The following is a 22,385-nucleotide window of genomic DNA, read 5'->3' as shown; positions in this document are numbered from 1 at the left end:
CCTACTTGTCCAGGAGAACGTCGGCGTCGAAGCACGTACGGTCCCCGGTGTGGCAGGCGGCGCCCACCTGGTCGACCTTGACGAGGATCGTGTCGGCGTCGCAGTCGAGCGCGACGGACTTGACGTGCTGGACATGGCCGGAGGTGTCGCCCTTGACCCAGTACTCCTGGCGGCTGCGGGAGAAGTAGGTGCAGCGGCCGGTGGTCAGGGTGCGATGCAGCGCCTCGTCGTCCATCCAGCCGAGCATCAGCACCTCACCGGTGTCGTACTGCTGGGCGATGGCCGGAACCAGGCCGTCGGCGGTGCGCTTGAGGCGGGCGGCGACGGCGGGATCGAGGGAGCTTGCGGGGACACTGCTGGTCATAAGGCCATTGTGCCGTGCCGCGCGGGTACGACGGGCGGTGCGTCCACTGGGCGGACCCATCACCGCCGCCGTACGCTGGCGGACATGTCGACCCATGCGAAGCGTGAACGACTTCTGCTCGCCGACCTGTTGGAATCGGCGGGCCCCGAGGCCCCTACCCTGTGCGAGGGCTGGACGGCCAGGGATCTGGCCGCACATGTGGTGGTGCGTGAGCGGCGGGCGGACGCCGCGGGCGGGATCCTGATCGGCGCGCTCAAGCCGCGCCTCGAACGGGTACAGGCGGAATTCGCCGCGAAGCCGTACGAGGAGCTGATCCAGCTCATCCGTACGGGACCGCCGCGGATGTCCCCGTACGGCATCAAGCAGCTGGACGAGGCGGCGAACACCGTCGAGTTCTTCGTCCACACCGAGGATGTGCGGCGGGCGCAGGACGACTGGACGCCGCGCCAGCTGGACCAGGTGTTCGAGAACGCCCTGTGGTCCCGGCTGGAGAAGGGGGCCCGGCTGCTGGGCCGCAGGTCGCCGGTCGGCCTGGTGCTGCGCCGGGCGGACGGGCAGACGGCGGTCGCCCAGCGGGGCACCCCGGTGGTGACGGTGACCGGGGAACCCAGCGAGCTGACGCTGTTCGCCTTCGGGCGCCAGGACGTGGCGCGGGTGGAGCTGGAGGGCGACAAGGACGCGATCGCGCGGCTGCACGAGATCAAGCCGTTCGGGATGTAGGCACCGCTCAGCGGACGGGGTGACCGGCCTGTCGCAGGGTGTCCTTGACCTGGGATATCCGCAGATCGCCGAAGTGGAAGACCGAGGCCGCGAGGACCGCGTCCGCCCCCGCCGCGATCGCCGGCGGGAAGTCGGCCAGCCTGCCCGCGCCGCCGCTCGCGATGACCGGGACCGTGACGTGCGCCCGCACCGCCGCGATCATCTCCGTGTCGTAGCCGTCCTTGGTGCCGTCGGCGTCCATCGAGTTGAGCAGGATCTCGCCCGCCCCCAACTCGGCGGCCCGGTGCGCCCATTCGACGGCGTCGATGCCGGTGCCCTGGCGGCCGCCGTGCGTGGTGACCTCGAAGCTGCCCTCGGGCGTGCGCCGCGCGTCGACCGACAGCACCAGGACCTGGCGGCCGAAGCGCTCGGCGATCTCGCGGATCAGCTCGGGGCGGGCGATCGCCGCGGTGTTCACGCCCACCTTGTCGGCGCCCGCGCGCAGCAGCTTGTCCACGTCGTCGGCGCTGCGCACCCCGCCGCCCACGGTCAGCGGGATGAAGACCTGCTCGGCGGTGCGGCGCACCACGTCGTACGTCGTCTCACGATTGCCGGAGGAGGCGGTGATGTCGAGGAAGGTCAGTTCGTCGGCGCCCTCGGCGTCGTACAGCCTGGCCATCTCGACGGGGTCGCCCGCGTCGCGCAGGTTCTGGAAGTTGACTCCCTTGACGACCCGGCCGTTGTCCACGTCCAGGCAGGGAATGACTCGGACCGCGAGTGTCATGCGGCACCTCCTCGGTACGCCTCGACCTCGACCTCGACGACCAGCCGGGGGTCGACGAAGCCGGAGACGATGAGCATCGACGCTGCGGGGCGGACGGAGCCGAACAGCTCCCTGTGGGCGCGGCCGATCTCCTCCACGTCCCGGGCGTGGGAGATGTACATCCGCGTGCGCACCACGTCCTCACGGTCGAGACCGAGGTCCCTCAGCGCGCCCACGGCCACACCGAAAGCGGTGATCGCCTGGTCGTAGGGAGAGCCGTCGAGGACCACGCCGTCGACCACGGAGGTGCAACCGGACACCAGGACAAGGCCGTTCGGCAGCTCCACTGCCCGGGAGTAGCCGAAGGCTTCCTCCCACGGGCCGTCGGATGCGACACGGCGTACGACGCCGGTCATTCCGCCACCGCCGCGAGGGCTTCTTCGAGGGTGAACGCCTTGGCGTACAGCGCCTTTCCGACGATCGCGCCCTCGACGCCCTCGGGAACGAGACCCGCGATCGCGCGCAGGTCGTCGAGCGAGGAGACGCCGCCGGATGCGACGACCGGCTTGTCGGTGACCGCGCAGACATTGCGCAGCAGCTCCAGGTTGGGGCCCTGGAGGGTGCCGTCCTTGGCGATGTCGGTGACGACGTAGCGGGCGCAGCCCTCGGAGTCGAGCCGGGCGAGCGTCTCGTACAGATCGCCGCCGTCGCGGGTCCAGCCGCGGCCGCGCAGCGTCGTGCCGCGCACGTCCAGGCCGACCGCGATCTTGTCGCCGTGCTCGGCGATGACCTTGGCGACCCACTCGGGGGTCTCCAGCGCGGCCGTGCCCAGGTTGACCCGGGTGCAGCCGGTGGCCAGCGCGGCCGCGAGCGAGGCGTCGTCGCGGATGCCACCGGACAGCTCGACCTTGATGTCCATCGCTCCGGCGACCTCGGCGATCAGCGAGCGGTTGTCGCCGGTACCGAAGGCGGCGTCCAGGTCGACGAGATGCAGCCACTCGGCGCCCGCGCGCTGCCAGGCGAGGGCGGCTTCGAGGGGAGAGCCGTAGGAGGTCTCCGAACCGGACTCGCCATGGACGAGGCGGACGGCCTGGCCGTCGCGGACGTCGACTGCGGGAAGGAGTTCAAGCTTCGGCATTACAGCGTCTCGATCCAGTTGGTCAGCAGCTGGGCGCCGGCGTCGCCGGACTTCTCGGGGTGGAACTGCGTCGCCCACAGCGCGCTGTTCTCCACGGCGGCGACGAAGCGCTCGCCGTGGGTCGCCCAGGTGATCTGGGGCGCGCGGATGGCGGGGTTGGTGACTTCCAGCTCCCACTCGTGCACGGCGTAGGAGTGCACGAAGTAGAACCGGGCCTCGGGGTCGACTCCGGCGAAGAGCAGGCTGTCTGGGGCCGCCTCGACTGTGTTCCACCCCATGTGGGGCACGATCGGGGCCTTGAGCGGGCCGACCGTGCCGGGCCACTCGTCCAGGCCCTCGGTCTCGACTCCGTGCTCGATGCCGCGCGCGAAGAGGATCTGCATTCCGACGCAGATGCCCATGACGGGCCGGCCGCCGGCGAGCCTGCGGCCGACGATCCACTCGCCGCGGGCCTTCTTCAGGCCCTCCATGCAGGCGGAGAAGGCGCCGACGCCGGGCACGAGGAGCCCGTCGGCGTTCATTGCCCTGTCGAAATCACGGGTGATCTCGACGTCCGCGCCGACGCGGGCCAGTGCCCGCTCGGCGGAGCGGACGTTGCCGAATCCGTAGTCGAAGACGACGACCTTCTTGCTCGCTGTCATTCCCAGATCCCCTGAATCCGCAGGACACCGGCGACGAGACACATCACCGAGCCGATGCCGAGGAGCACGATCAGGCCCATGGGCATCTTCTGCTTGGAGAAGGAGTACACACCGCCGGCGAGGAAGAGCCCGACGACGATGAGGATGGTGGAGAGGCCGGTCATGGGGTTAGAGCGCGCCCTTCGTGGAGGGGAGAATGCCGGCGGCGCGCGGGTCGCGCTCACTGGCGTACCGCAGAGCTCGGGCCAGCGCCTTGAACTGGCACTCCACGATGTGGTGCGCGTTGCGTCCGTACGGGACGTGGACGTGCAGGGCGATCTGCGCCTGCGCCACGAAGGACTCCAGGATGTGCCGGGTCATCGTGGTGTCGTAGGAGCCGATCATGGGCGCCATGTTCTCGGGCTCGGTGTGCACGAGGTACGGGCGGCCCGACAGGTCCACGGTGACCTGGGCGAGGGACTCGTCCAGCGGCACCGTGCAGTTGCCGAATCGATAAATCCCCACCTTGTCGCCGAGCGCCTGCTTGAAGGCGGCACCCAGCGCGAGGGCGGTGTCCTCGATGGTGTGGTGCGAGTCGATGTGCAGATCGCCCTCGGTCTTCACGGTGAGGTCGAACAGGCCGTGGCGGCCGAGCTGGTCGAGCATGTGGTCGTAGAAGCCGACCCCGGTCGACACATCGACCTTGCCGTGGCCGTCGAGATCGATCTCGACGACGACGGACGTCTCCTTGGTGGTGCGTTCGACACGGCCAACCCGGCTCATGCGTCGTACTCCTTCTTCAGCTCACGAACCGCGTCGAGGAACGCGTCGTTCTCGTCAGGGGTACCGGCGGTGACGCGCAGCCACCCGGGCACCGAGTTGTCACGGACCAGGACACCCCGGTCGAGGATCTTCCGCCAGGCAGCGTGCGCGTCGTCGAAGCGGCCGAACTGGACGAAGTTGGCGTCCGATTCGGTGACCTCCCAGCCGATCGCCCGCAGCTCGCCCACCAGGCGGTCCCGCTCGGTCTTCAGCTGCTCGACATACCCGAGCAGCGTATCGGTGTGCTCCAGCGCGGCGAGCGCGGTGGCCTGGGTGACGGCGGACAGGTGGTACGGCAGGCGCACCAGCTGGACGGCGTCGACGACCGCGGGGTGTGCGGCCAGATAGCCCAGGCGCAGACCGGCCGCGCCGAAGGCCTTGGACATGGTGCGCGAGACGACGAGATTCGGCCTGCCCTCGATCAGCGGGAGCAGCGAGGGGCGGTGGCTGAATTCGACGTACGCCTCGTCGATGACGACGAGCGAGGGCTTGGCCGCCTGGGCGGCCTCGTACAGCGCGAGCACCGTATCGGCCTCGACCGCCGTGCCGGTGGGGTTGTTGGGCGAGGTGATGAAGACGACGTCGGGCCGGTTCTCGGCGATCGCCTTCCCGGCGGCCGTGAGGTCGATCGTGAAGTCGTCGTTGCGCGGTCCCGAGATCCAGCCGGTGCCGGTGCCGCGTGAGATCAGCCCGTGCATGGAGTACGAGGGCTCGAAACCGATCGCGGTACGGCCGGGGCCGCCGAAGGTCTGCAGCAGTTGCTGGATGACCTCGTTGGAGCCGTTGGCCGCCCAGACGTTCTCGATGCCGACACGGTGCCCCCCGGTCCGTGTCAGATACGCGGCGAGCTCGGTGCGCAGCTCCACCGCGTCCCGGTCGGGGTAGCGGTTGAGCCCGCGGGCGGCCTCGGTGACGCGCTCGGCGATACGCCGGACCAGCGACTCGGGCAGCGGGTACGGGTTCTCGTTGGTGTTCAGCTGTACTGGCACGTCCAACTGCGGTGCGCCGTAGGGGGACTTGCCGCGCAGTTCGTCCCTGATGGGCAGATCGTCGATGCCGGTCATTCCTTCGGCACCTTCCATCCGAACCGTGCCTTCATGGCCGCGCCGTGCGCGGGCAGGTCCTCGGCCTCGGCGAGCGTCACGACGTGGTGGGTGACCTCGGCGAGCGCGTCTCGCGTGTAGTCCACGATGTGGATACCGCGCAGGAAGGACTGGACGGAGAGACCGGAGGAGTGGCAGGCGCAGCCGCCGGTGGGCAGGACATGGTTGGAGCCGGCGCAGTAGTCGCCGAGCGAGACCGGCGCCCAGGGGCCGACGAAGATCGCGCCGGCGTTGCGGACCCTCGCCGCGACCGCGGCGGCGTCCGCGGTCTGGATCTCCAGGTGCTCGGCGCCGTACGCGTTGACGACCCGCAGGCCCTCCTCGACTCCGTCGACCAGGACGATCGCGGACTGCCTGCCGCTCAGCGCGGGGACGATCCGGTCCTCGATGTGCTTGGTGGCCGCGATCTGCGGCTCCAGCTCCTTCTCGACCGCGTCCGCGAGCTCGGTGGAGTCGGTGACCAGCACGGCGGCGGCCATCGGGTCGTGCTCGGCCTGGCTGATCAGGTCCGCGGCGACATGCACCGGGTCGGCGCTCTCGTCGGCGAGGATCGCGATCTCGGTCGGTCCGGCCTCGGCATCGATGCCAATACGTCCGGTGAAGTACCGCTTTGCGGCGGCGACCCAGATATTGCCGGGGCCGGTGACCATGTTCGCGGGGGCGCACTCCTCGGTCCCGTACGCGAACATCGCGACGGCCTGGGCGCCGCCCGCGGCGTACACCTCGTCGACGCCGAGCAGCGCGCAGGCGGCGAGGATCGTCGGGTGCGGAAGCCCACCGAACTCTTTCTGCGGCGGGGAGGCGAGCGCGATCGACTCGACGCCGGCCTCCTGTGCCGGTACGGCGTTCATGATCACGGAGGAGGGGTAGACCGAGCGGCCGCCGGGCGCGTAAAGGCCGACGCGCTCGACCGGGACCCACTTCTCGGTCACCGTGCCGCCCGGGACCACCTGGGTGGTGTGCGCGTCCCGCCGCTGCGCGCGGTGCACGATCCTGACGCGCCTGATCGACTCCTCCAGGGCGGCCCTGACCTCGGGATCCAGCCGCTCCAGGGCATCGGCCAGCGCGGCCTCGGGCACCCGCACCCGCTCCAGCTGCACGCCGTCGAACTTCTCCGCGTAGTCGATCAGCGCCGACGTGCCCCGATGATGCACGGCCTCGCAGATGGGCCGCACCTTCTCCAGGGCGGCTTCCACGTCGAACTCGGCACGGGGCAGCAGGTCACGCAGAGCGGCCCCCTCGGGGAGGGCGTCGCCGCGCAGATCGATTCGTGAGATCACGGAACCAATTCTCTCAGACCGGATTCGGCAGGTGATCGCCCGTATCACTGGCTGATATGGGCCCACGCGTCACCGCTCAAGGAGGCACTTCGCGCCACCCCTCTGGTTTGCGATGTTGTTCATGACCACTAGCGTTCAGTCCGTCACTCAGCGGGAAGAACAGCTGTACGAACCAAGCAAGCGAAGGAGCGGCATTGACCGAGCCGCTGGACGACGGGCCTCCGGACGGACTGAGCCGGACCGAAGTGGACATGTGGAACGCTTTCAGAAACGGGAGTACGCACGACCTGAGCGATCCCAACCCCCTGCTGAACGATCCCTTCTCACCCCGCCCCTGGGGCCCCGAACGCAGCGTTCGCGCGTCCATCGTCGCCCGGCTGCTGCTCAGCGGTCCGCCCGCGCTGCCCGGCCGGGTCGCCGCGCTCAAGCTCCGCGGGGTCCAGATCACCGGCACGCTCAAGCTCGCGGGCGGCAGCATCGCACCGTATGTCGAGCTGAACGGCTGTCGCTTCGACAGCGAAGTCCTGATGCCCGAGGCGCACTTCACCACCGTCCGCATGGTCGGCTGCGCGATCCCCCGGATCGAGGCGGCCCGGCTGCGCACGGAAGGCGATCTGCATCTGCCGCGCTGCCGGGTCGAGCACGGCATACGGCTGACCGACGCGCAGATCGGCACGGATCTGCTGATCAACCAGATCCATGTGCGGCCGGACCGCAGGGGCCGGGCGATCACCGCGGACGGCATGTCGGTCGCACAGGACTTACAGGCCGAACTGATCGAGACGTACGGCGAGTTCAGTCTGCGCGGTGCGAAGGTCGGGGTCTCGCTGAGTCTGCGGGGCAGCCGGCTGCGCGCGGCCGGGGAGCGGCGCGCACTCAACGCCCCGCAGCTGAGCGTGGAGCGGACCCTCTATCTGACCGGCGCGTGGGTGAGCGAGTCCACGGGCAACCAGGGCGCCACTCCCCCCTTCGGCATCGGCAGCGCCGGAACACCGGCACGCGGCACCCGGCTGCAGCCTTTCCGGTGCCACGGCGGGGTGCGGCTGGATGACGGGCGCTTCGGCGACGCAGTCGATCTGCACCGCGCCCGTTTCGTACTGAACGCGCGCGAGGAACTGTCGCTGCGCCGGATCGTCACCCCGGAGCTGCGCTTCAACGCGGAGCGCCCGGAGGAGGGACGCGTCGTGCTGAACGGCGCGAAGATCGTGACGCTGATCGACCTGGCGGCGAGCTGGCCGGGCCCCGGCGGCCTCGCGATGGGCGGATTCGTCTACGAGAACCTCGTCCCCTACGAGGAGTTCCCGCTCAGCCGCCGTCTGGAGTGGGTGGCCTCGGCGACCCCGGAGTACTCGCCGGAGCCGTACGAACGTCTCGCGACCGTGCTGCGCAACAGCGGCGAGGACGCGGACGCCCGCGAGGTGCTGCTCGCCAAACAGCGCCGTCGGCGCGAGACGCTGCCGCTGGCCGCGAAACTCTGGGGCTACCTCCAGGACTGGACCGTGGCCTACGGCTACCGCCCAGGCCGGGCGGCCCTGTGGATGGCGGTGCTGTGGGCGGCGGGAGCGGTGGCCTTCGCGCAGGTGGATCCGGCGCCGCTGAAGGCGGACGAGCATCCGCAGTGGAACGCGGCGCTCTATGCTCTGGATCTGCTGCTGCCGGTGATCGATCTCGGCCAGGAGAGCTACTGGAGGCTTGACGGCGCCTGGCAATGGACGTCAACGGCGCTGATCCTGCTCGGCTGGATTCTGGCGACGACGGTCGCGGCCGGTGCATCCCGCCTTCTACGTCGCGGCTGAGGCACTTTCTTTACGCTCTCTTGGCTTTCGCCAGGACAACCATTCGGCCCCTACGAACTCTTCACAGCTGGACTCTGGCGCGCCTGTTGACCTGCAGTTTTCAATGGTCCGCACCATGTCATTGCTCCGTGCCCTGATTCGCACCGCGCGCATGATCCGTCATACGCCGCAGCTCGCCGACGGCCTGGCGCCCGACGAGACGGTGCTGCTCGACGCCCCCGACGAGCGGCTGAGCCCGGCACTCGTCGCGGCGGCGCTCGGGGAGTACGAGCCGGCCGCCAAGCTGCTGGCGACCACGCGCGAATCAGCCGAGTGGGAGAACCGCGACCGGTACGTGATACGGCTCGCGGCGTTCGCGTACAACCGCGAGGAGTGGCTCACGACATGGCTCGCCGCCGCGCCGCGCGACCCCGACGCGCTCGTCGTCAAGGCCGAGCTCGCGGTCCGCAGGGCCTGGGAGTCACCCGCGAGCACCGAACGGCTGCGTGAGGTCGGACCCCTGATCGACGCGGCGGCCGAGGGCGATCCGAACGACCCCGTGCCATGGCGGATCTCGCTCGACCACGCGCGTGGCACCCATGCCACCCACACGGCCTTCGAGTCGCTGTGGGAGCAGGCGATCCGCCGTTCCTCGCACCACTACGGCTGTCATGTCGCGGCCCTGCAGTATCTGTCCGCGCAGTGGTACGGCTCGCACCGCGAGTGCTTCGACTTCGCCGAACAGGCGGCGGCTGACGCGCTGCCGGGCTCGCTGGTCCGGGCGCTGCCGGTACGGGCGGCCTTCGCCCAGCTGCTTGTCGGGGACACCACCTCCGTGCAGGAAGACCGCATCGACGCGGCGGCCGATCTGGCGATCACGCTCTCCGCGGACTACGCGGCCGGGGATCCCTGGCCGGCCGAGGTGCGCAATCTGCTGGCGTACGTGCTGGTGGGACGGGGCCGGTGGGCACAGGCACTGGAGCAGTTCCGGCTGATCGGGCCGTATGCGACGTCCTTCCCCTGGACCTCGGTGACCGATGACCCGCTCGGCCAGTTCCTTCACACACGGGACGGCGTACGGATCCAGATCGCCTCGATGACCCCTCTGCGTCCCAGGGCCCGGACGAAGCAGGTCTGAGGGCCATTAGTCTTAAGCGCTGTGACCACCGCACGTCTCCCCCTCTTCCCGCTGAACTCGGTACTGTTCCCGGGCCTCGTCCTGCCCTTGAACGTGTTCGAGGAGCGATATCGCGCCATGATGCGCGAGCTGTCGAAGACGGACGAGTCCGAGCCGCGCCGCTTCGCGGTGGTCGCCATTCGCGACGGCCGCGAGGTCGCGCCGACCGCGCCCGGCATGCCCGACCCGACCGCGCTGCCCCAGCGCGGTCCCGCGGCGGGCTTCGGCGACGACCCGATCCAGGCCTTCCACCGGGTCGGCTGCATCGCCGACGCGGCGACGATCCGCGAGCGCGACGACGGCAGCTTCGAGGTGCTGGCCACCGGAACGACCCGGGTCAAGCTTCTCTCGGTCGACGCGAGCGGCCCGTATCTGACGGCCGAACTGGAGGAAATCCCGGAGGAGTCCGGGGACGGCGCGGGGGCCCTCGCCGAAGGTGTGCTGCGCGCCTTCCGCAGCTACCAGAAGCGGCTGGCCGGCGCACGCGAGCGCTCGCTGTCCACGGGGGCGGACCTGCCGGACGAGCCCTCGGTGGTGTCGTATCTGGTGGCCGCCGCGGCCGTACTGGACACCCCGGCGAAGCAGCGCCTGCTGCAAGCGCCCGACACGGCGACTCGGCTGCGGGAGGAACTGACGCTGCTGCGCTCGGAGACCGCGGTGATCCGCCATCTGCCGTCGCTGCCCGCGGTCGACCTGACCCGGGCGCCGACGAGTCCCAACTGACAGGAGCCTCCCGCGTGGCGAAGAAGCCCAAGAAGGCGGCCACATCCGGCGGCACGCCCGCCACGGTGGCCCTGGCCGCGGCGGGCACGGCCTTCACGGTGCACGCGTACGACCACGACCCCGCGTCGGCTTCGTACGGCGACGAGGCGGCCGAGGCGCTCGGCATCCGTCCCGACCGGGTCTTCAAGACCCTGGTCGCGGACGTCGACGGCGAACTGACGGTGGCGATCGTCCCGGTGGCGGGCCAGCTCGACCTCAAGGCGCTGGCGGCGGCGGTGGGCGCGAAGCGGGCGACGATGGCCGACCCGGCGGCGGCGGAACGCACGACGGGCTATGTCCGCGGCGGCATCTCCCCCCTGGGCCAGCGCAAACGCCTGCGCACGGTCCTCGACGCGTCGGCGTCGGACCACGCCACGATCTGCGTCTCAGCGGGGCGCCGGGGCCTGGAGGTCGAACTCTCGCCGTCGGACCTGGCGTCGCTGACGGGGGCGGTGCTGGCGCCGATCGGGCGGGCGTAGGGGGTCGACGGGGGGCCGATCCTCGGCTACGACCGTAGGGACGCCCCTACGGGAATGAGGACACAGCATGTCCAAACGCACCCGCAAGAGGAAGTGGCGCACCCGCAAGCACCACGCGAACCACGGCCGCCGGCCGGCTTGACGGTTCGCCTGCGGCGGGCGTTTTCCCCACCCCGCCCCTTCCCGAACTGGGGGCAAGCCCCCAGACCCCGGTACGCGCTTCGCGCGTGTCCTCAAACGCCGGACGGGCTGACATGTGCGGCCCAGCCGCACAATCCAGCCCCGCCGGCGTTTGAGGCGCGGGGTCCGGGGCGGAGCCCCAGTTCGGGAAGGGGCGGGTAGGGGAACAGGCCCGCCGCAGGCGTCAGCCCGCGCCGCCCTGCCCCGCGCCCGCGCCCGGACCGGGCCCCGGACCCGGCGCGTACGGAAACGGCGGCCACTCCGGCTCCGGGTCCCGCGGCCCGAACAGGGCCGTCAGCGCCAGGTGAACCACCATCGCCGCCACCGGCCACGCCAGCAACGCCCCCCGCGCCTTCAGCTCCAGCGGCGCGTCGAACGTCACGCCCTCCCCCACCGCCCGCGCATGCGCGACCACATCGTCCGTCGGGCCGAACCACTCGCCTATCCCCCACGCCAGCAGCGAGCCGAACAGCCCGCCCAGAGCCAGAGCCACCACCAGTGCGATGCCTCCGCGCCTGCGGAAGAAAAAGACCGCGGCCGCGCTGACCGCGCCGAAGCCGAGGGCCAGCAGCGCGAACGTCCCGTCCGCGCCCACCGCCTCCTCGCCCTCCGTGTCCTTGAGGAAGACCGCCTTGTCGCTGGAGATCAGCGGGACGCGCGGGGCCAGCCACAGCCACAGCAGACCGAGAGCGACGCCCAGGACCGTCAGGGCGACCACGACGAGGATCGCGTCCCGCGCGTCCCTCTTCAGGTCCGCGGCATCCCTCGTCTCGGGCTCGTGGAAGCGGGGCCCGGCGGGCGGCTTCTGCCACGGGTCGTTGTGGGGCGAGGGCTGGTGCGGCGGAGTCAGAGGTGCGGTCACACCGCCATCGTGCCAGGCGTCCCGGGACAGCGCCTCACCGGACTGCCGCCCGCCGGTACGCCCATGTGGCGACCGTCAGCGAGACGACACCCACGGCCGCGCAGACGGCGAGATCCAGTCCGACGACAGCCCAGTCCGGGCGCGCCTCGAAGGTACGGGCGAGTGCCTCGACGCCGTAGGTCGACGGCAGCAGATCACGGGCGTACGAGATCGGCCCGGGCAGCCGGCCGGCCGGCAGCACACCGAGGAGCAGCGCCGCGGACATGCCCAACTGCCCCAGCAGCGTGGCCAGTTCCTGGCGCGGTGCGAGCAGTCCGAGCGCCGCGCCGAGGCCCGCGAGGGCCGCACCGGCGAGCGGGACGACCGCGGCGAGCACCCAGAGATGGGTCAGGGGCAGCTGGAAGAGGATGCTGCCGGTGACCGCCGTGACGACCGTGCCGGGCACGGTGAAGGAGGCGTACGCACCGGCCGCGCCGAGCACCACCGCCGCGGGCGGGACCGGCAGCGTGGCGTAGTGGTCGAGGCCGCCGCCGGCCCGCAGCTGTCCGAAGTACTGGGCGAGAAGGTTGAGCGCGACGAACGCGACGACCAGGACGCTCGATCCGGCGACCACGGCCCGCGCCTCCGCACCCCCGTCGACGACCCCCCGCATGAGGACCATGATCCCGATCGACTGGAAGGTCGCCACGAAGAGCAGCGGGATCCGGGCCACCCGCGCCCGTGACAGCTGCGCGCGGTATACGGCGCCGAGCGCGGGCAGCAGCCGCGCCCGCGGCGCGAGGGGCGCTGCGAGCGCGACCGGGGCCACGCTCGTGGCGCTGACCTGCCGGGCCTGTTCGGGATGTCCGGACACCGCCTCCGCGGGCACGGTGCTCACGCCTTGACCAGCCCCTTCGTCGCGTTCCCGCCGAGCGCCAGGTACACGTCCTCCAGGCTGGGCGCGGCCAGTGTGAAGTCGTCGAGCGCCGCGAACGCCGCGCCGCCGGTCACCGCGGCGACCGCGGCACGTGCCTCGTCCGGGGCGAGTCTGAGCACCCACCGGCGCCCGGACTCCTGCGCGGACGCGCGCAGCGCGGCGACTTCGGGCACGTCCAGCGGCGCCCGCTCGCGCCACACCAGCTCGACGCGCACCTCGCCCGCGATCCGTTCCTTGAGCCCCGTCGGTGTGTCGCAGGCGATGACCCGGCCGCGTTCCAGCACGGCGACCCGGTCGAGGACGGTCTCGGCCTCGATGACGTTGTGGGTGACGAGCAGCACGGTCGCGCCGTTCTCGGCCCGGCGCCGGTCGACGGCTGCCCAGACCGCGCGCCGCGCGACGGGGTCCATGCCGGTGGTCGGCTCGTCCAGTACCAGGACCGGCCGCTCGCCCACCAGCGTTGCCGCGAAGCAGGCCAGCCGCCGCTGTCCGCCGGAGAGTCTCTTCAGGGGGCGGGAGGCGAGCTCGGTCAGCCCGAGCTCCTCCAGGACGGCGTCCCGCTCGGCGCGTGCCTGCCGTGCGTGCAGTCCGCGCAGCCGGCCGGTCGTCTCGGCGGCGAGTGCGACGGTCAGTTCGTCGAGGGCGGTGGATTCCTGCCCGAGATAGCCGATGAGCCGGGATGCCCGTTCGGGGTGGCGTACGAGATCGTGGCCCAGCACGTCGACGCTGCCGCTGTCCGGCCGCATCAGACCGGTGAGCTGTCGTACGAGAGTGGACTTGCCGGCGCCGTTGGGTCCGAGCAGCCCGAAGATCTCGCCGCGCCGCACCTGAAGCGAAATCCCGTCCGTGGCACGCACCTCGGGTGTCCCGGGGGTGCCTCGGCGAGCGCGCGCGGCGGGGTACGTCTTGACCAGATCCCGCACCGCGCACACCGTACTCACAAGGGACGAGCCTACGGGGTCGGCGGGGCTATTCCCCCGCGGGGGCGTGTTCCGCGGCCGCCCGCACGTCGATCTCGCGCCAGAATCCGGCTCGGATCGCATAGCGGTCGTGCTCGTCGATCTGGTCGTCCTTGTGCGCGAGAAGCCCGAAACGTGCCGCGTACCGCAGCAGTTCACCGTCGATACGGTGCGGGATCCGGGGGTACATGGTGGACAGCTTCTGCACATGGCCGCTCTCCGGCAGCCGTTCCATCCAGCGCCGGGCGAAGACCTGTCCGACCTCGAAGGGGTCACCGCCGACCGTGGTGATGTCCTCCTCGCGGTCGGCCCAGCGCTGCTCGGCGCTGGTGAGCTGGGCCAGCGTCGGCAGCGAAGCGGTCTCGGGCGGCTCGCCCAGGGTGCCGGCCCCCGGCCGCTCGACCCAGCCCTTGTCGGAGGACCAGCGCAGCGTTGCGTTCGCGGGGTGGGGGGCGGAGTTCTGGCCGGGGGCGCGCAGGCTCGCCAGGTCCTTGGGGGTGGGGACGCCCTTGGCGGCGGGGGCCGGGCCGGGCTCGGCGCCGTTGTCCGAGGGGCTGGGCCCTGAGCCGTTGCGCTCGGCATCGGCGGCGCGCTCCTGCGAGGCCGCGAGCGCCGACTCGGGCAGCGGCGCGGAGAGGATCGCCGCGATCTCGGGGCGGGGCGCGGGCGAGGGGGCGCAGATGCCGGTGAGCTCCTTGGCCCGAACCGCCCGGGTGATCCAGGCGCGGTCGAGCACGCGGCGCTCGTCGGCCTCGGCGACCAGGTCCTCCGACTGGTTGTAGTCGCCGTCGGCGGCCTGCACCGCCCAGAGGTGGACGGCGACGCCGTGCTCCTTGGCGGACATCAGCCCGGGCAGCAGATCCCCGTCCCCGGTCACCAGGACCACATCGGAGCAGGCGCGGTTTCTGGCCAGTTCGGTGAGTTCGGCGTGCATGGCCGCATCGACGCCCTTCTGCGCCCAGCGGCCGTCGCTGCGGGTCAGTGCGCCCAGCCGGACCGTCACCCTCGGCATCACGCGCAGTCGCCGGTGCTCGGGCTGCGGTACGCGGTCGGGGGCGCCGTCGAACCAGTAGATGCGCAGCAGCGGGCGTTCCGTATCGGCCTCGGCGAGTTCGCGCAGGCCCTGGATGAGGGCCGCGTGATCGACGGTGATTCTGGAACGCGCCGGTTCCCCGGCGAGCAGGCTCGCGGCGGCGCCCAGCAGATATCCGGCGTCCACCAGGACAACGCAGCGGTCCACGCGTTCCACCCTCTTTCGGGAACTTCGGGATCGGGGAAGGGTCCGGATCGGGGATTGTTCCGGGTTTCCTTCGAGTCTGCCCGACCACGGGAGGGTTAACGGCCGGAACTCGATCATCGGCGTGGCGGAACCCGAACCTGTGGTGGTCCAAGCGCCCTTTACGCACCGTAGTGATCCAAAATGCGACGGTTAGGCTGGTATGTGAATCTGGTCGCGGCCCTGGCCCCGAGATCCCCCACAGGAGGTATCACCATGGCCAAGAACAAGAATCGCAAGCAAGGCGGTCAACAGGACCGCGCTTCGGCCGCAGAGCGTGGCGGCGAGAAGGCCAAGTCGACCGCGTACGAGTCGCATGTGCAGCCCCAGTCGCAGGCACAGGGCAGTCCTGCGGATGTTGCGCGTAAGCACCAGCGGCGCTTCGGCCACAACTGACAGGCCGTAAAGCCACAAGGGGCGCGCCCGTGACGACGGGCGCGCCCCTTTGCGTGAGCGTGCGCGGTAGGCGGAAAGCCTCAGCCGGCCAGGCAGGACGGGCCGAGCAGCACCTTGAGATCGCCGAAGAGCGCCGGGTCCGGCTGGACGCGGTGCCGGTCGAGCCGGAGCACGGTCGTCTTGCGGGGGCCCTGAAGCTTGATCCGCACCTCGGTGTTGCCCTTGTGGTGGCTGAGGATCTCGCCGAGCCTGCTGACCATCGGCGGGGTGACCTTCACCGTCGGGATGGTGACCACCACGGGGGCGTTGGTCCCGGCCGAGGAGAGGTCGGGGACCATCAGCTCCATGGCGACGAGCCGCGGGATGTCCTCGCGCTTGTCGAGCCGCCCCTTGACGAAGACCACGGTGTCCTCGACGAGCTGGGTCGACACCAGCTGATACGTCGCCGGGAAGAACATGCACTCGATGGAGCCCGCCAGATCCTCGACCGTGGCGATCGCCCAGGCATTCCCCTGCTTGGTCATCTTGCGCTGCAGGCCGGAGATGATGCCCCCGATGGTGACCACGGCGCCGTCCGCGTGCTCACCGCCGGTGAGCTGGGAGATCGCGGCGTCCGTCTTGTCGCTCAGGACGTGCTCGATGCCGAAGAGCGGATGGTCGGAGACATAGAGGCCGAGCATCTCGCGCTCCTGCGCGAGCAGATACGACTTGTCCCACTCGATGTCGGAGAACTCGACGTCGAGCCCGAAGCCCGGCTCGTCGGTGGCCTCATCGCCCATCCCGCCGAACAGGTCGAACTGCCCCTCGGCCTCCTTGCGCTTGACCGCGACCACATTGTCGATCATGGGTTCGTGGTGGGCGACCAGGCCCTTGCGGGTATGGCCCATCTCGTCGAAGGCACCGGCCTTGATGAGTGATTCGACGGTCCGCTTGTTGCAGACGACGGCCTCGACCTTGTCGAGGAAGTCGGGGAAGGAGGCGTACTTCCCCTTGGACTTGCGGCAGCGGATGATCGAGTCCACCACGTTCGTGCCGACGTTGCGCACGGCGGAGAGGCCGAAGAGGATCACGTCGTCGCCCTGGGCGGCGAAGTTCGACTGAGACTCGTTCACATTGGGCGGCAGCACCTTGATGCCCATGCGGCGGCACTCGTTCAGATAGACCGCCGACTTGTCCTTGTCGTCCTTCACCGAGGTGAGCAGCGCGGCCATGTACTCGGCCGGGTAGTTCGCCTTGAGATACGCGGTCCAGTAGGTGACCAGGCCGTACGCGGAGGAGTGCGCCTTGTTGAAGGCGTAGCCGGCGAAGGGGACCAGCACGTCCCACAGCGCCTGGATGGCCTGGTCGCTGAAGCCGTTCTTCTTGGCGCCGGCCTGGAAGAGGACGAAGTTCTTCGCCAGCTCGTCGGCCTTCTTCTTGCCCATCACGCGGCGGAGGATGTCGGCCTCGCCGAGGGAGTACCCCGCGATGATCTGGGCGGCCTTCTGCACCTGCTCCTGATAGACGATCAGGCCGTAGGTGAGGCCGAGAACCTCCTTGAGCGGCTCCTCCAGCTCCGGGTGGATCGGCGTGATCTCCTGCTGGCCGTTCTTGCGCAGCGCGTAGTTCGTGTGGGAGTTCATGCCCATCGGGCCCGGCCGGTACAGGGCCGAGACGGCGGAAATGTCCTCGAAGTTGTCGGGCTTCATCAGCCGCAGCAGCGAACGCATCGGGCCGCCGTCGAACTGGAAGACGCCGAGCGTGTCACCGCGGCAGAGCAGTTCGTACGTCGTGGCGTCATCCAGCGGGAGAGCGAGCAGGTCGAGCTCGACGCCCTTGTTCGCCTTCACCATCTTGACGGCGTCGTCCATGATGGTGAGGTTCCGCAGGCCCAGGAAGTCCATCTTCAGCAGGCCGAGCGACTCGCAGCTCGGGTAGTCCCACTGGGTGATGGTGACGCCGTCGGTGTGCCTGACCCAGACCGGGACATGGTCGGTGATGGTCTCGCTGGACATGATCACGCCGGCGGCGTGCACACCCATCTGGCGGACCAGGCCCTCGACGCCCTTGGCGGTGTCGATGACCTTCTTCACGTCCGGCTCGTTCTCGTACATCCCCCGGATCTCGCCCGCCTCGCTGTAGCGCGGGTGCTTGGGGTCGGTGATGCCGTTGAGGTCGATGCCCTTGCCGAGGACGTCGGCGGGCATCGCCTTGGTGAGCCGGTCGCCCATGGCGTACGGATAGCCGAGCACCCGGGCGGAGTCCTTGATGGCGTTCTTCGCCTTGATCTTGCCGTACGTGCCGATCATGGCGACCTTGTCGGCGCCGTACTTCTCCGTGACGTACCGGATGACCTCACCGCGCCGGCGCTCGTCGAAGTCGATGTCGACATCGGGCATGGAGATGCGCTCGGGGTTGAGGAACCGCTCGAAGATCAGTCCGTGCTCGATCGGGTCGAGGTCGGTGATGCCCATGGCGTACGCGACGATCGAGCCGGCCGCGGAGCCTCGGCCGGGGCCCACCGCGATGCCGTTGTTCTTGGCCCACATGATGAAGTCGGCGACCACGAGGAAGTACCCCGGGAAGCCCATGTCGATGATGATGCCCATCTCGTACTCGACCTGCTTGAGCCGGTCGTCCGGGATGCCGCCGGGGTAGCGCCGGGCCATGCCGCGCATGGTCTCCTCGCGGAACCAGGTCACCTCGGTGTAGCCCTCGGGGACCTCGAACTTCGGCATCAGGTTGCGCTCTTCGAACCAGCCCTCGGTGTCGATCTGCTGCGCCACGAGCAGGGTGTTGGCGCAGCCCTCCTGCCAGGCGTCCGAGGAGTCCACGGCGTACATCTCGTCGGTGGACTTCAGGTAGTAGCCGGTGCCGTCGAAGCGGAAGCGGTCCGGGTCCGAGAGGTTCTTGCCGGTCTGGATGCACAGCAGCGCGTCGTGGGCACCGGCCTCGTGGGCGTAGGTGTAGTGCGAGTCGTTGGTGACGATCGGCGGGATGCCGAGCTTCTTGCCGATCTCCAGCAGGCCGTCGCGGACCCGGCGCTCGATCTCGATGCCGTGGTCCATCAGCTCCAGGAAGTACCGGTCCTTGCCGAAGATGTCCTGGTACTCGGACGCGGCCTTGAGTGCCTCGTCGAACTGCCCGAGGCGCAGCCGGGTCTGGAGCTCGCCGGAGGGGCAGCCGGTGGAGGCGATGAGCCCCTCGGACCACTGGGCGATGGTCTCCTTGTCCATACGCGGCCACTTCTGCAGCCAGCCCTCGGCATACGCGTCCGAGGAGAGCCGGAACAGATTGTGCAGACCGGTCTTGCTGGCCGCCCAGATCGTCTTGTGGGTGTAACCACCCGAACCGGAGACGTCGTCCCGCTTCTGGTGGGGCTGGCCCCACTGGATCTTGCGCTTGTTGCGCCGGGACTCGGGGGCGACATACGCCTCGATGCCGATGATGGGCGTGACGCCCGCCTTCTTCGCCGAGTGGAAGAAGTCGTACGCCCCGTGGAGGTTGCCATGGTCGGTCATGGCGATGTGCGTCATGCCCATCTCGTTGCAGGCGTCGAACATGTCCTTGAGCCGCGCGGCACCGTCCAGCAGCGAGTACTGGGTGTGGACGTGAAGGTGCGTGAAAGGCGGCTTGGTCACGGCGGAATGCCTCCGGATAACGGTGGGCGACAGGTTGCAGACAGTCTGGGGGAACAGCGTGGAAGTCTACGTCCTGGCACTGACAGTCGGCGGGCACTCCCGAGTACGGTCATGCGTTGGAGGAGACGGAACCCCCGTCCCTTTTGTCATGCACCAGGAGGCACCAAGCGATGTCGGTACCGCGATCCGCCGAGGTCACCGCTGAAGAGCGCGGCGAGCAGATTCTCGCCGTCTTCGAGACAGCCTTCGGCCAGCTGCTGGCGGCCGATCCCGCTGCCTTCCGGGTCAAGTTCCGGAAGATGGCCGCGTCGGCGTTCGCGTTCTACCGGGGCACCGCCTGCCTCTTCTACAACGACCTGGAACGGGAGCAGCACGGCGGCCCGTTCCTCGACGACCGCACTGGCCGGGTGTGGATCCACGGCGATCTGCACGCCGAGAACTTCGGCACGTACATGGACGCCAACGGCCGGCTGATCTTCAACGTCAACGACTTCGACGAGGCGTACATCGGCCCCTTCACCTGGGACCTCAAGCGGCTGGCCGCGTCGCTGGCACTGATCGGCTACACGAAGGCGCTCAGCGACGAGCAGATCACCGAGCTGGTGCGGGTCTACGCCGCCGCGTACCGCGAGCGCATCCACGCCCTGGCCACCGGCGCCAAGAACGACGAGGTGCCGCCCTTCACGCTGGACACCGCCGAGGGCCCGCTGCTGGACGCCCTGCGCGACGCCCGCTCGCTGACCCGCTTCTCGCTGCTCGACTCGATGACCGAGATCCGTGACTTCGAGCGCCGGTTCGCGCCCGGCGGCGGCTCGATCGAGCTCGACGCGGCCACCCGCTACAAGGTGCTCGCGGCCTTCGACGGCTATCTGGAGACACTGCCCGAGTCCAGTCTGACCCGGCCCGACTCGTACCGCGTCAAGGATGTCGTGGGCCGGCGCGGTATCGGCATCGGATCCGCGGGCCTGCCCTCGTACAACATCCTGCTGGAGGGCAACAGCGACGCCCTCGAGAACGACGTCGTGATCTATATGAAGCAGGCGCAGACTCCCGCGGTCTCCCGCCACATCACCGACCCGACCGCGCGGGAGTACTTCCAGCACGAGGGCCACCGCACGGTGATCTCGCAGCGCGCGCTCCAGGACCACGCCGACCCGTGGCTGGGCTGGACCGAGTTGGACGGCGCAGGCCAGCTGGTGGCCGAGGTGTCCCCGTACGCGGTGGACCTGGACTGGTCGGACATCGACGACCCCGAGGAGATCGCGGCCGTCGTCGCCGACCTCGGCCGGGCGACGGCGACGATGCACGGCGCGGCGGACGACGAGAGCGGCCACTCGCTGGTGCCGTTCTCCACGGAGCGGGCCATCGACGCGGCGATCGCGGCGGACGAGGAGGGCTTTGCGGAGCTGCTGGTCGAGTTCGCGCACAGCTACGGAGCGCGGGCGCGGGCCGACCACCAGATCTTCGTGGACCTGTTCCGCAACGGTCGTATTCCGGGACTGTAGGGGACGCCCTCAGGTCGGCCGGATCCGTTCGGCCGGATCCTTTAAGAGTCCCTTACAGGGACGCATGGGACACTCCCGGTGATGGACGTATCAGGGATGCAGCTCAGGGCGCTGCGGGCGGCGATCTTCACGGCACTGGTCGTGACGCTGTCCGCGGCGTCCCATGTGCTGCTCTCCCGGGTGCCGCTGCCGCTGACCACCGTCGCCGGTCTTTCGGCGGGCGTCTTCGCCGTCGCGTACGCCCTCTGTGGCCGGGAGCGCGGCTACTGGCGGATCGCGAGCCTGCTCGTCCCGCTGGAACTGGCCGCGGACACCGCCTTCACCACCGGTCAGGACGTCTGTTACGGCCCCGGCGGGGGCCCGGTCGCCGGGTCGCTGCGCTCGGTGGGCTTCGACGTGCTGTGCGGCGGCACGGTCGGCACGGCGCTGCCCGGTGTCGGCGGCCCCGACCACGGCACGGCGGCGGCCCTGCTGCACTCCGCCAACCCGGCCATGCCCTGGCTGCTGCTCGCCGCGCATCTGTCGCTCGGGCTGCTGGCCGCGGCCTGGCTGCGGCGCGGCGAGTCGGCGCTGGCCGGGCTCGTACGGGCGGTGGGCGCTTTCACGTTCCGGCCGCTGATGCTGGCGGCCGCGGTGGTGGTCACGGCACACCGGTCCGTCGGCCGCGCGGTGCGCCCCGCGCTCAGCCGCCCCGGCAGCTCCCGCACCCGCCTGCTGGTGCACTCCGTCGGACGACGGGGACCGCCGCGCTCGGCCGCAGTCTTCGCCTGAGCCCGCAGTCCCCCCCTTCCGTATCCCTCTTACGGGTACGACCTCACACGGAGTGAATCAGCATGAGTGCACGTAACAGCCAGGCCAGCAAGGCGGCCGCCCGCGAGCGGCTGCGCCAGGAGCGAGAGCGCCAGGCCAAGAAGGAAAAGACGCGCCGCCAGCTCGTCGTCATCGGTTCGACGATCGTGGTCCTGGCGATCGCGGGCGGTGTCGGCTACGCGGTCATGCAGGCCAACAAGCCGTCGCACTGGGAGTCGGCGAAGGACGAGAAGAACGTCACCGCGCCGAAGAACACCTCGGGCGAGAACGGCACGACCGTCGTCATCGGCAAGGCGTCCGCGAAGAAGACGCTGGAGCTGTACGAGGACTCGCGCTGTCCCATCTGTGCGAACTTCGAGCAGGCGGTCGGCCCGACGGTGAAGAAGGACGTCGACGCGGGCAAGTACAAGCTGAAGTACATCGGCGCGACGTTCATCGACAACGCCGACTCGGGCGAAGGCTCCAAGAACGCGCTGAGCGCGCTGGGCGCGGCGCTCGACGTCAGCCCGGAGGCCTTCACCGAGTACAAGGCCGCGCTCTACTCGGCGAAGTGGCACCCCAAGGAGACCGACGACAAGTTCGCCAAGGACTCGTACCTCCTTGAGGTGGCCGACACGATCCCGGCGCTCAAGAGCAATGCCGAGTTCAAGAAGAACGTGGAGAACGGCACCTTCGACGCCTGGGCCATGAGGATGTCGGACGCGTTCGGCAAGAGCGGGGTCGAGGGAACGCCGACGCTGAAGATGAACGGCAAGAAGGTCACGGCGGAGGGAACGGACAACCCGCCGATGACGGTGGAGCAGTACAACGCGGCGATCGCGAAGGCGCTGCAGGGCTGAGCGAAGGGGCCGGGCGGGGCGCCGGTCGGCCCTCCCCGCT

At 70.0% G+C, this 22,385-nt stretch carries 23 protein-coding genes; 9 read left to right on the top strand and 14 right to left on the bottom strand.

Annotation, left to right across the window (positions count from 1 at the left end; genetic code table 11):
• Position 1 precedes the first annotated feature (1 nt).
• Positions 2-364, bottom strand: a complete 363-nt coding sequence (gene hisI / locus OHA61_RS29505; protein WP_406305574.1) for a phosphoribosyl-AMP cyclohydrolase — start codon at positions 362-364, stop codon at positions 2-4.
• Between the two features lie 84 nt (positions 365-448).
• Between hisI and OHA61_RS29500 the strand changes: the two genes are divergently transcribed.
• Positions 449-1,084 carry a TIGR03085 family metal-binding protein gene (locus OHA61_RS29500; protein ID WP_361918055.1) on the top strand — a complete coding sequence of 212 codons (636 nt, stop codon included), beginning with the start codon at positions 449-451 and terminating at the stop codon, positions 1,082-1,084.
• A 7-nt stretch (positions 1,085-1,091) separates the two neighbouring features.
• Here the strand turns inward: OHA61_RS29500 and hisF are convergent, their stop codons facing one another.
• The 8 genes from hisF to hisD are packed head-to-tail and all read right to left on the bottom strand — an operon-like array spanning position 1,092 to position 6,789.
• Positions 1,092-1,847 carry an imidazole glycerol phosphate synthase subunit HisF gene (gene hisF, locus OHA61_RS29495; RefSeq protein ID WP_406305573.1) on the bottom strand — a complete coding sequence of 252 codons (756 nt, stop codon included), beginning with the start codon at positions 1,845-1,847 and terminating at the stop codon, positions 1,092-1,094.
• Positions 1,844-2,242 carry a RidA family protein gene (locus OHA61_RS29490; RefSeq protein WP_324976433.1) on the bottom strand — a complete coding sequence of 133 codons (399 nt, stop codon included), beginning with the start codon at positions 2,240-2,242 and terminating at the stop codon, positions 1,844-1,846. The genes hisF and OHA61_RS29490 overlap by 4 nt, the downstream gene beginning before the upstream one ends.
• Positions 2,239-2,964 (bottom strand): bifunctional 1-(5-phosphoribosyl)-5-((5-phosphoribosylamino)methylideneamino)imidazole-4-carboxamide isomerase/phosphoribosylanthranilate isomerase PriA, encoded by a 726-nt coding sequence (gene priA, locus OHA61_RS29485; RefSeq protein WP_266477418.1) that lies wholly within the window; start codon positions 2,962-2,964, stop codon positions 2,239-2,241. The genes OHA61_RS29490 and priA overlap by 4 nt, the downstream gene beginning before the upstream one ends.
• On the bottom strand, positions 2,964-3,605 hold the full coding sequence (hisH, locus tag OHA61_RS29480) for an imidazole glycerol phosphate synthase subunit HisH (protein ID WP_406305572.1): 642 nt from the start codon (positions 3,603-3,605) through the stop codon (positions 2,964-2,966). The genes priA and hisH overlap by 1 nt, the downstream gene beginning before the upstream one ends.
• Complete coding sequence (locus OHA61_RS29475; protein ID WP_175258652.1) at positions 3,602-3,769, bottom strand: hypothetical protein; 168 nt, start codon at positions 3,767-3,769, stop codon at positions 3,602-3,604. Before OHA61_RS29475 ends, hisH begins: the two co-directional genes overlap by 4 nt.
• 4 nt (positions 3,770-3,773) lie before the next feature.
• Positions 3,774-4,367, bottom strand: a complete 594-nt coding sequence (hisB, locus tag OHA61_RS29470) for an imidazoleglycerol-phosphate dehydratase HisB (protein WP_142216534.1) — start codon at positions 4,365-4,367, stop codon at positions 3,774-3,776.
• Positions 4,364-5,470: a histidinol-phosphate transaminase gene (locus tag OHA61_RS29465; protein WP_406305571.1), complete on the bottom strand. Its 1,107-nt coding sequence runs from the start codon at positions 5,468-5,470 to the stop codon at positions 4,364-4,366. The genes hisB and OHA61_RS29465 overlap by 4 nt, the downstream gene beginning before the upstream one ends.
• Complete coding sequence (gene hisD / locus OHA61_RS29460) at positions 5,467-6,789, bottom strand: histidinol dehydrogenase (protein ID WP_406305570.1); 1,323 nt, start codon at positions 6,787-6,789, stop codon at positions 5,467-5,469. Before hisD ends, OHA61_RS29465 begins: the two co-directional genes overlap by 4 nt.
• A 194-nt stretch (positions 6,790-6,983) precedes the next feature.
• Between hisD and OHA61_RS29455 the strand changes: the two genes are divergently transcribed.
• The 4 genes from OHA61_RS29455 to ybaK all read left to right on the top strand — a co-directional run bounded on the left by OHA61_RS29455 (position 6,984) and on the right by ybaK (position 10,982).
• Complete coding sequence (locus OHA61_RS29455; RefSeq protein WP_406305569.1) at positions 6,984-8,585, top strand: oxidoreductase; 1,602 nt, start codon at positions 6,984-6,986, stop codon at positions 8,583-8,585.
• A gap of 103 nt (positions 8,586-8,688) precedes the next feature.
• Entirely contained in the window at positions 8,689-9,702 is a 1,014-nt protein-coding gene (locus OHA61_RS29450) for a hypothetical protein (protein WP_406305568.1), read from the top strand.
• A 21-nt stretch (positions 9,703-9,723) separates the two neighbouring features.
• On the top strand, positions 9,724-10,464 hold the full coding sequence (locus tag OHA61_RS29445) for an LON peptidase substrate-binding domain-containing protein (RefSeq protein ID WP_266477410.1): 741 nt from the start codon (positions 9,724-9,726) through the stop codon (positions 10,462-10,464).
• Between the two features lie 14 nt (positions 10,465-10,478).
• Positions 10,479-10,982 (top strand): Cys-tRNA(Pro) deacylase, encoded by a 504-nt coding sequence (gene ybaK / locus OHA61_RS29440; protein WP_406305567.1) that lies wholly within the window; start codon positions 10,479-10,481, stop codon positions 10,980-10,982.
• A gap of 364 nt (positions 10,983-11,346) precedes the next feature.
• On the opposite strand, the gene OHA61_RS29435 is transcribed toward ybaK, so the two are convergent.
• Genes OHA61_RS29435 through OHA61_RS29420 form a run of 4 tightly spaced genes read right to left on the bottom strand, consistent with a single transcriptional unit; the run spans position 11,347 to position 15,148 of the window.
• Positions 11,347-12,024 carry an ABC transporter permease gene (locus OHA61_RS29435; RefSeq protein WP_406305566.1) on the bottom strand — a complete coding sequence of 226 codons (678 nt, stop codon included), beginning with the start codon at positions 12,022-12,024 and terminating at the stop codon, positions 11,347-11,349.
• Between the two features lie 34 nt (positions 12,025-12,058).
• Positions 12,059-12,901, bottom strand: a complete 843-nt coding sequence (locus OHA61_RS29430) for an ABC transporter permease (protein WP_406305565.1) — start codon at positions 12,899-12,901, stop codon at positions 12,059-12,061.
• Complete coding sequence (locus OHA61_RS29425; protein WP_324989595.1) at positions 12,898-13,872, bottom strand: ABC transporter ATP-binding protein; 975 nt, start codon at positions 13,870-13,872, stop codon at positions 12,898-12,900. Before OHA61_RS29425 ends, OHA61_RS29430 begins: the two co-directional genes overlap by 4 nt.
• A gap of 37 nt (positions 13,873-13,909) precedes the next feature.
• Positions 13,910-15,148: an NYN domain-containing protein gene (locus OHA61_RS29420; protein WP_406305564.1), complete on the bottom strand. Its 1,239-nt coding sequence runs from the start codon at positions 15,146-15,148 to the stop codon at positions 13,910-13,912.
• A gap of 243 nt (positions 15,149-15,391) precedes the next feature.
• On the opposite strand from OHA61_RS29420, the gene OHA61_RS29415 reads away from it, so the two are divergent.
• A complete protein-coding gene (locus tag OHA61_RS29415; protein ID WP_266477406.1) occupies positions 15,392-15,571 on the top strand; it encodes a hypothetical protein in 180 nt (59 codons plus the stop codon).
• 80 nt (positions 15,572-15,651) lie between these two features.
• Here the strand turns inward: OHA61_RS29415 and dnaE are convergent, their stop codons facing one another.
• Positions 15,652-19,191: a DNA polymerase III subunit alpha gene (dnaE, locus tag OHA61_RS29410; protein WP_406305563.1), complete on the bottom strand. Its 3,540-nt coding sequence runs from the start codon at positions 19,189-19,191 to the stop codon at positions 15,652-15,654.
• A gap of 170 nt (positions 19,192-19,361) precedes the next feature.
• Between dnaE and OHA61_RS29405 the strand changes: the two genes are divergently transcribed.
• The 3 genes from OHA61_RS29405 to OHA61_RS29395 all read left to right on the top strand — a co-directional run bounded on the left by OHA61_RS29405 (position 19,362) and on the right by OHA61_RS29395 (position 22,345).
• Complete coding sequence (locus OHA61_RS29405; protein WP_406305562.1) at positions 19,362-20,696, top strand: DUF2252 domain-containing protein; 1,335 nt, start codon at positions 19,362-19,364, stop codon at positions 20,694-20,696.
• An 81-nt stretch (positions 20,697-20,777) separates the two neighbouring features.
• Positions 20,778-21,467 (top strand): hypothetical protein, encoded by a 690-nt coding sequence (locus OHA61_RS29400; RefSeq protein ID WP_406305561.1) that lies wholly within the window; start codon positions 20,778-20,780, stop codon positions 21,465-21,467.
• Between the two features lie 62 nt (positions 21,468-21,529).
• The gene (locus OHA61_RS29395; RefSeq protein WP_406305560.1) at positions 21,530-22,345 is read left to right on the top strand and encodes a DsbA family protein; all 816 of its coding nucleotides are present in this window, start codon (positions 21,530-21,532) and stop codon (positions 22,343-22,345) included.
• The last annotated feature ends 40 nt before the right edge of the window (positions 22,346-22,385 follow it).

This window comes from Streptomyces sp. NBC_00885 (genome assembly GCF_045207475.1).
In the GTDB taxonomy this organism is placed as follows: Bacteria; Actinomycetota; Actinomycetes; order Streptomycetales; family Streptomycetaceae; genus Streptomyces.
Note: the sequence above shows the minus strand (reverse complement) of the source record. Positions and strands in the feature narration are given on the sequence as shown.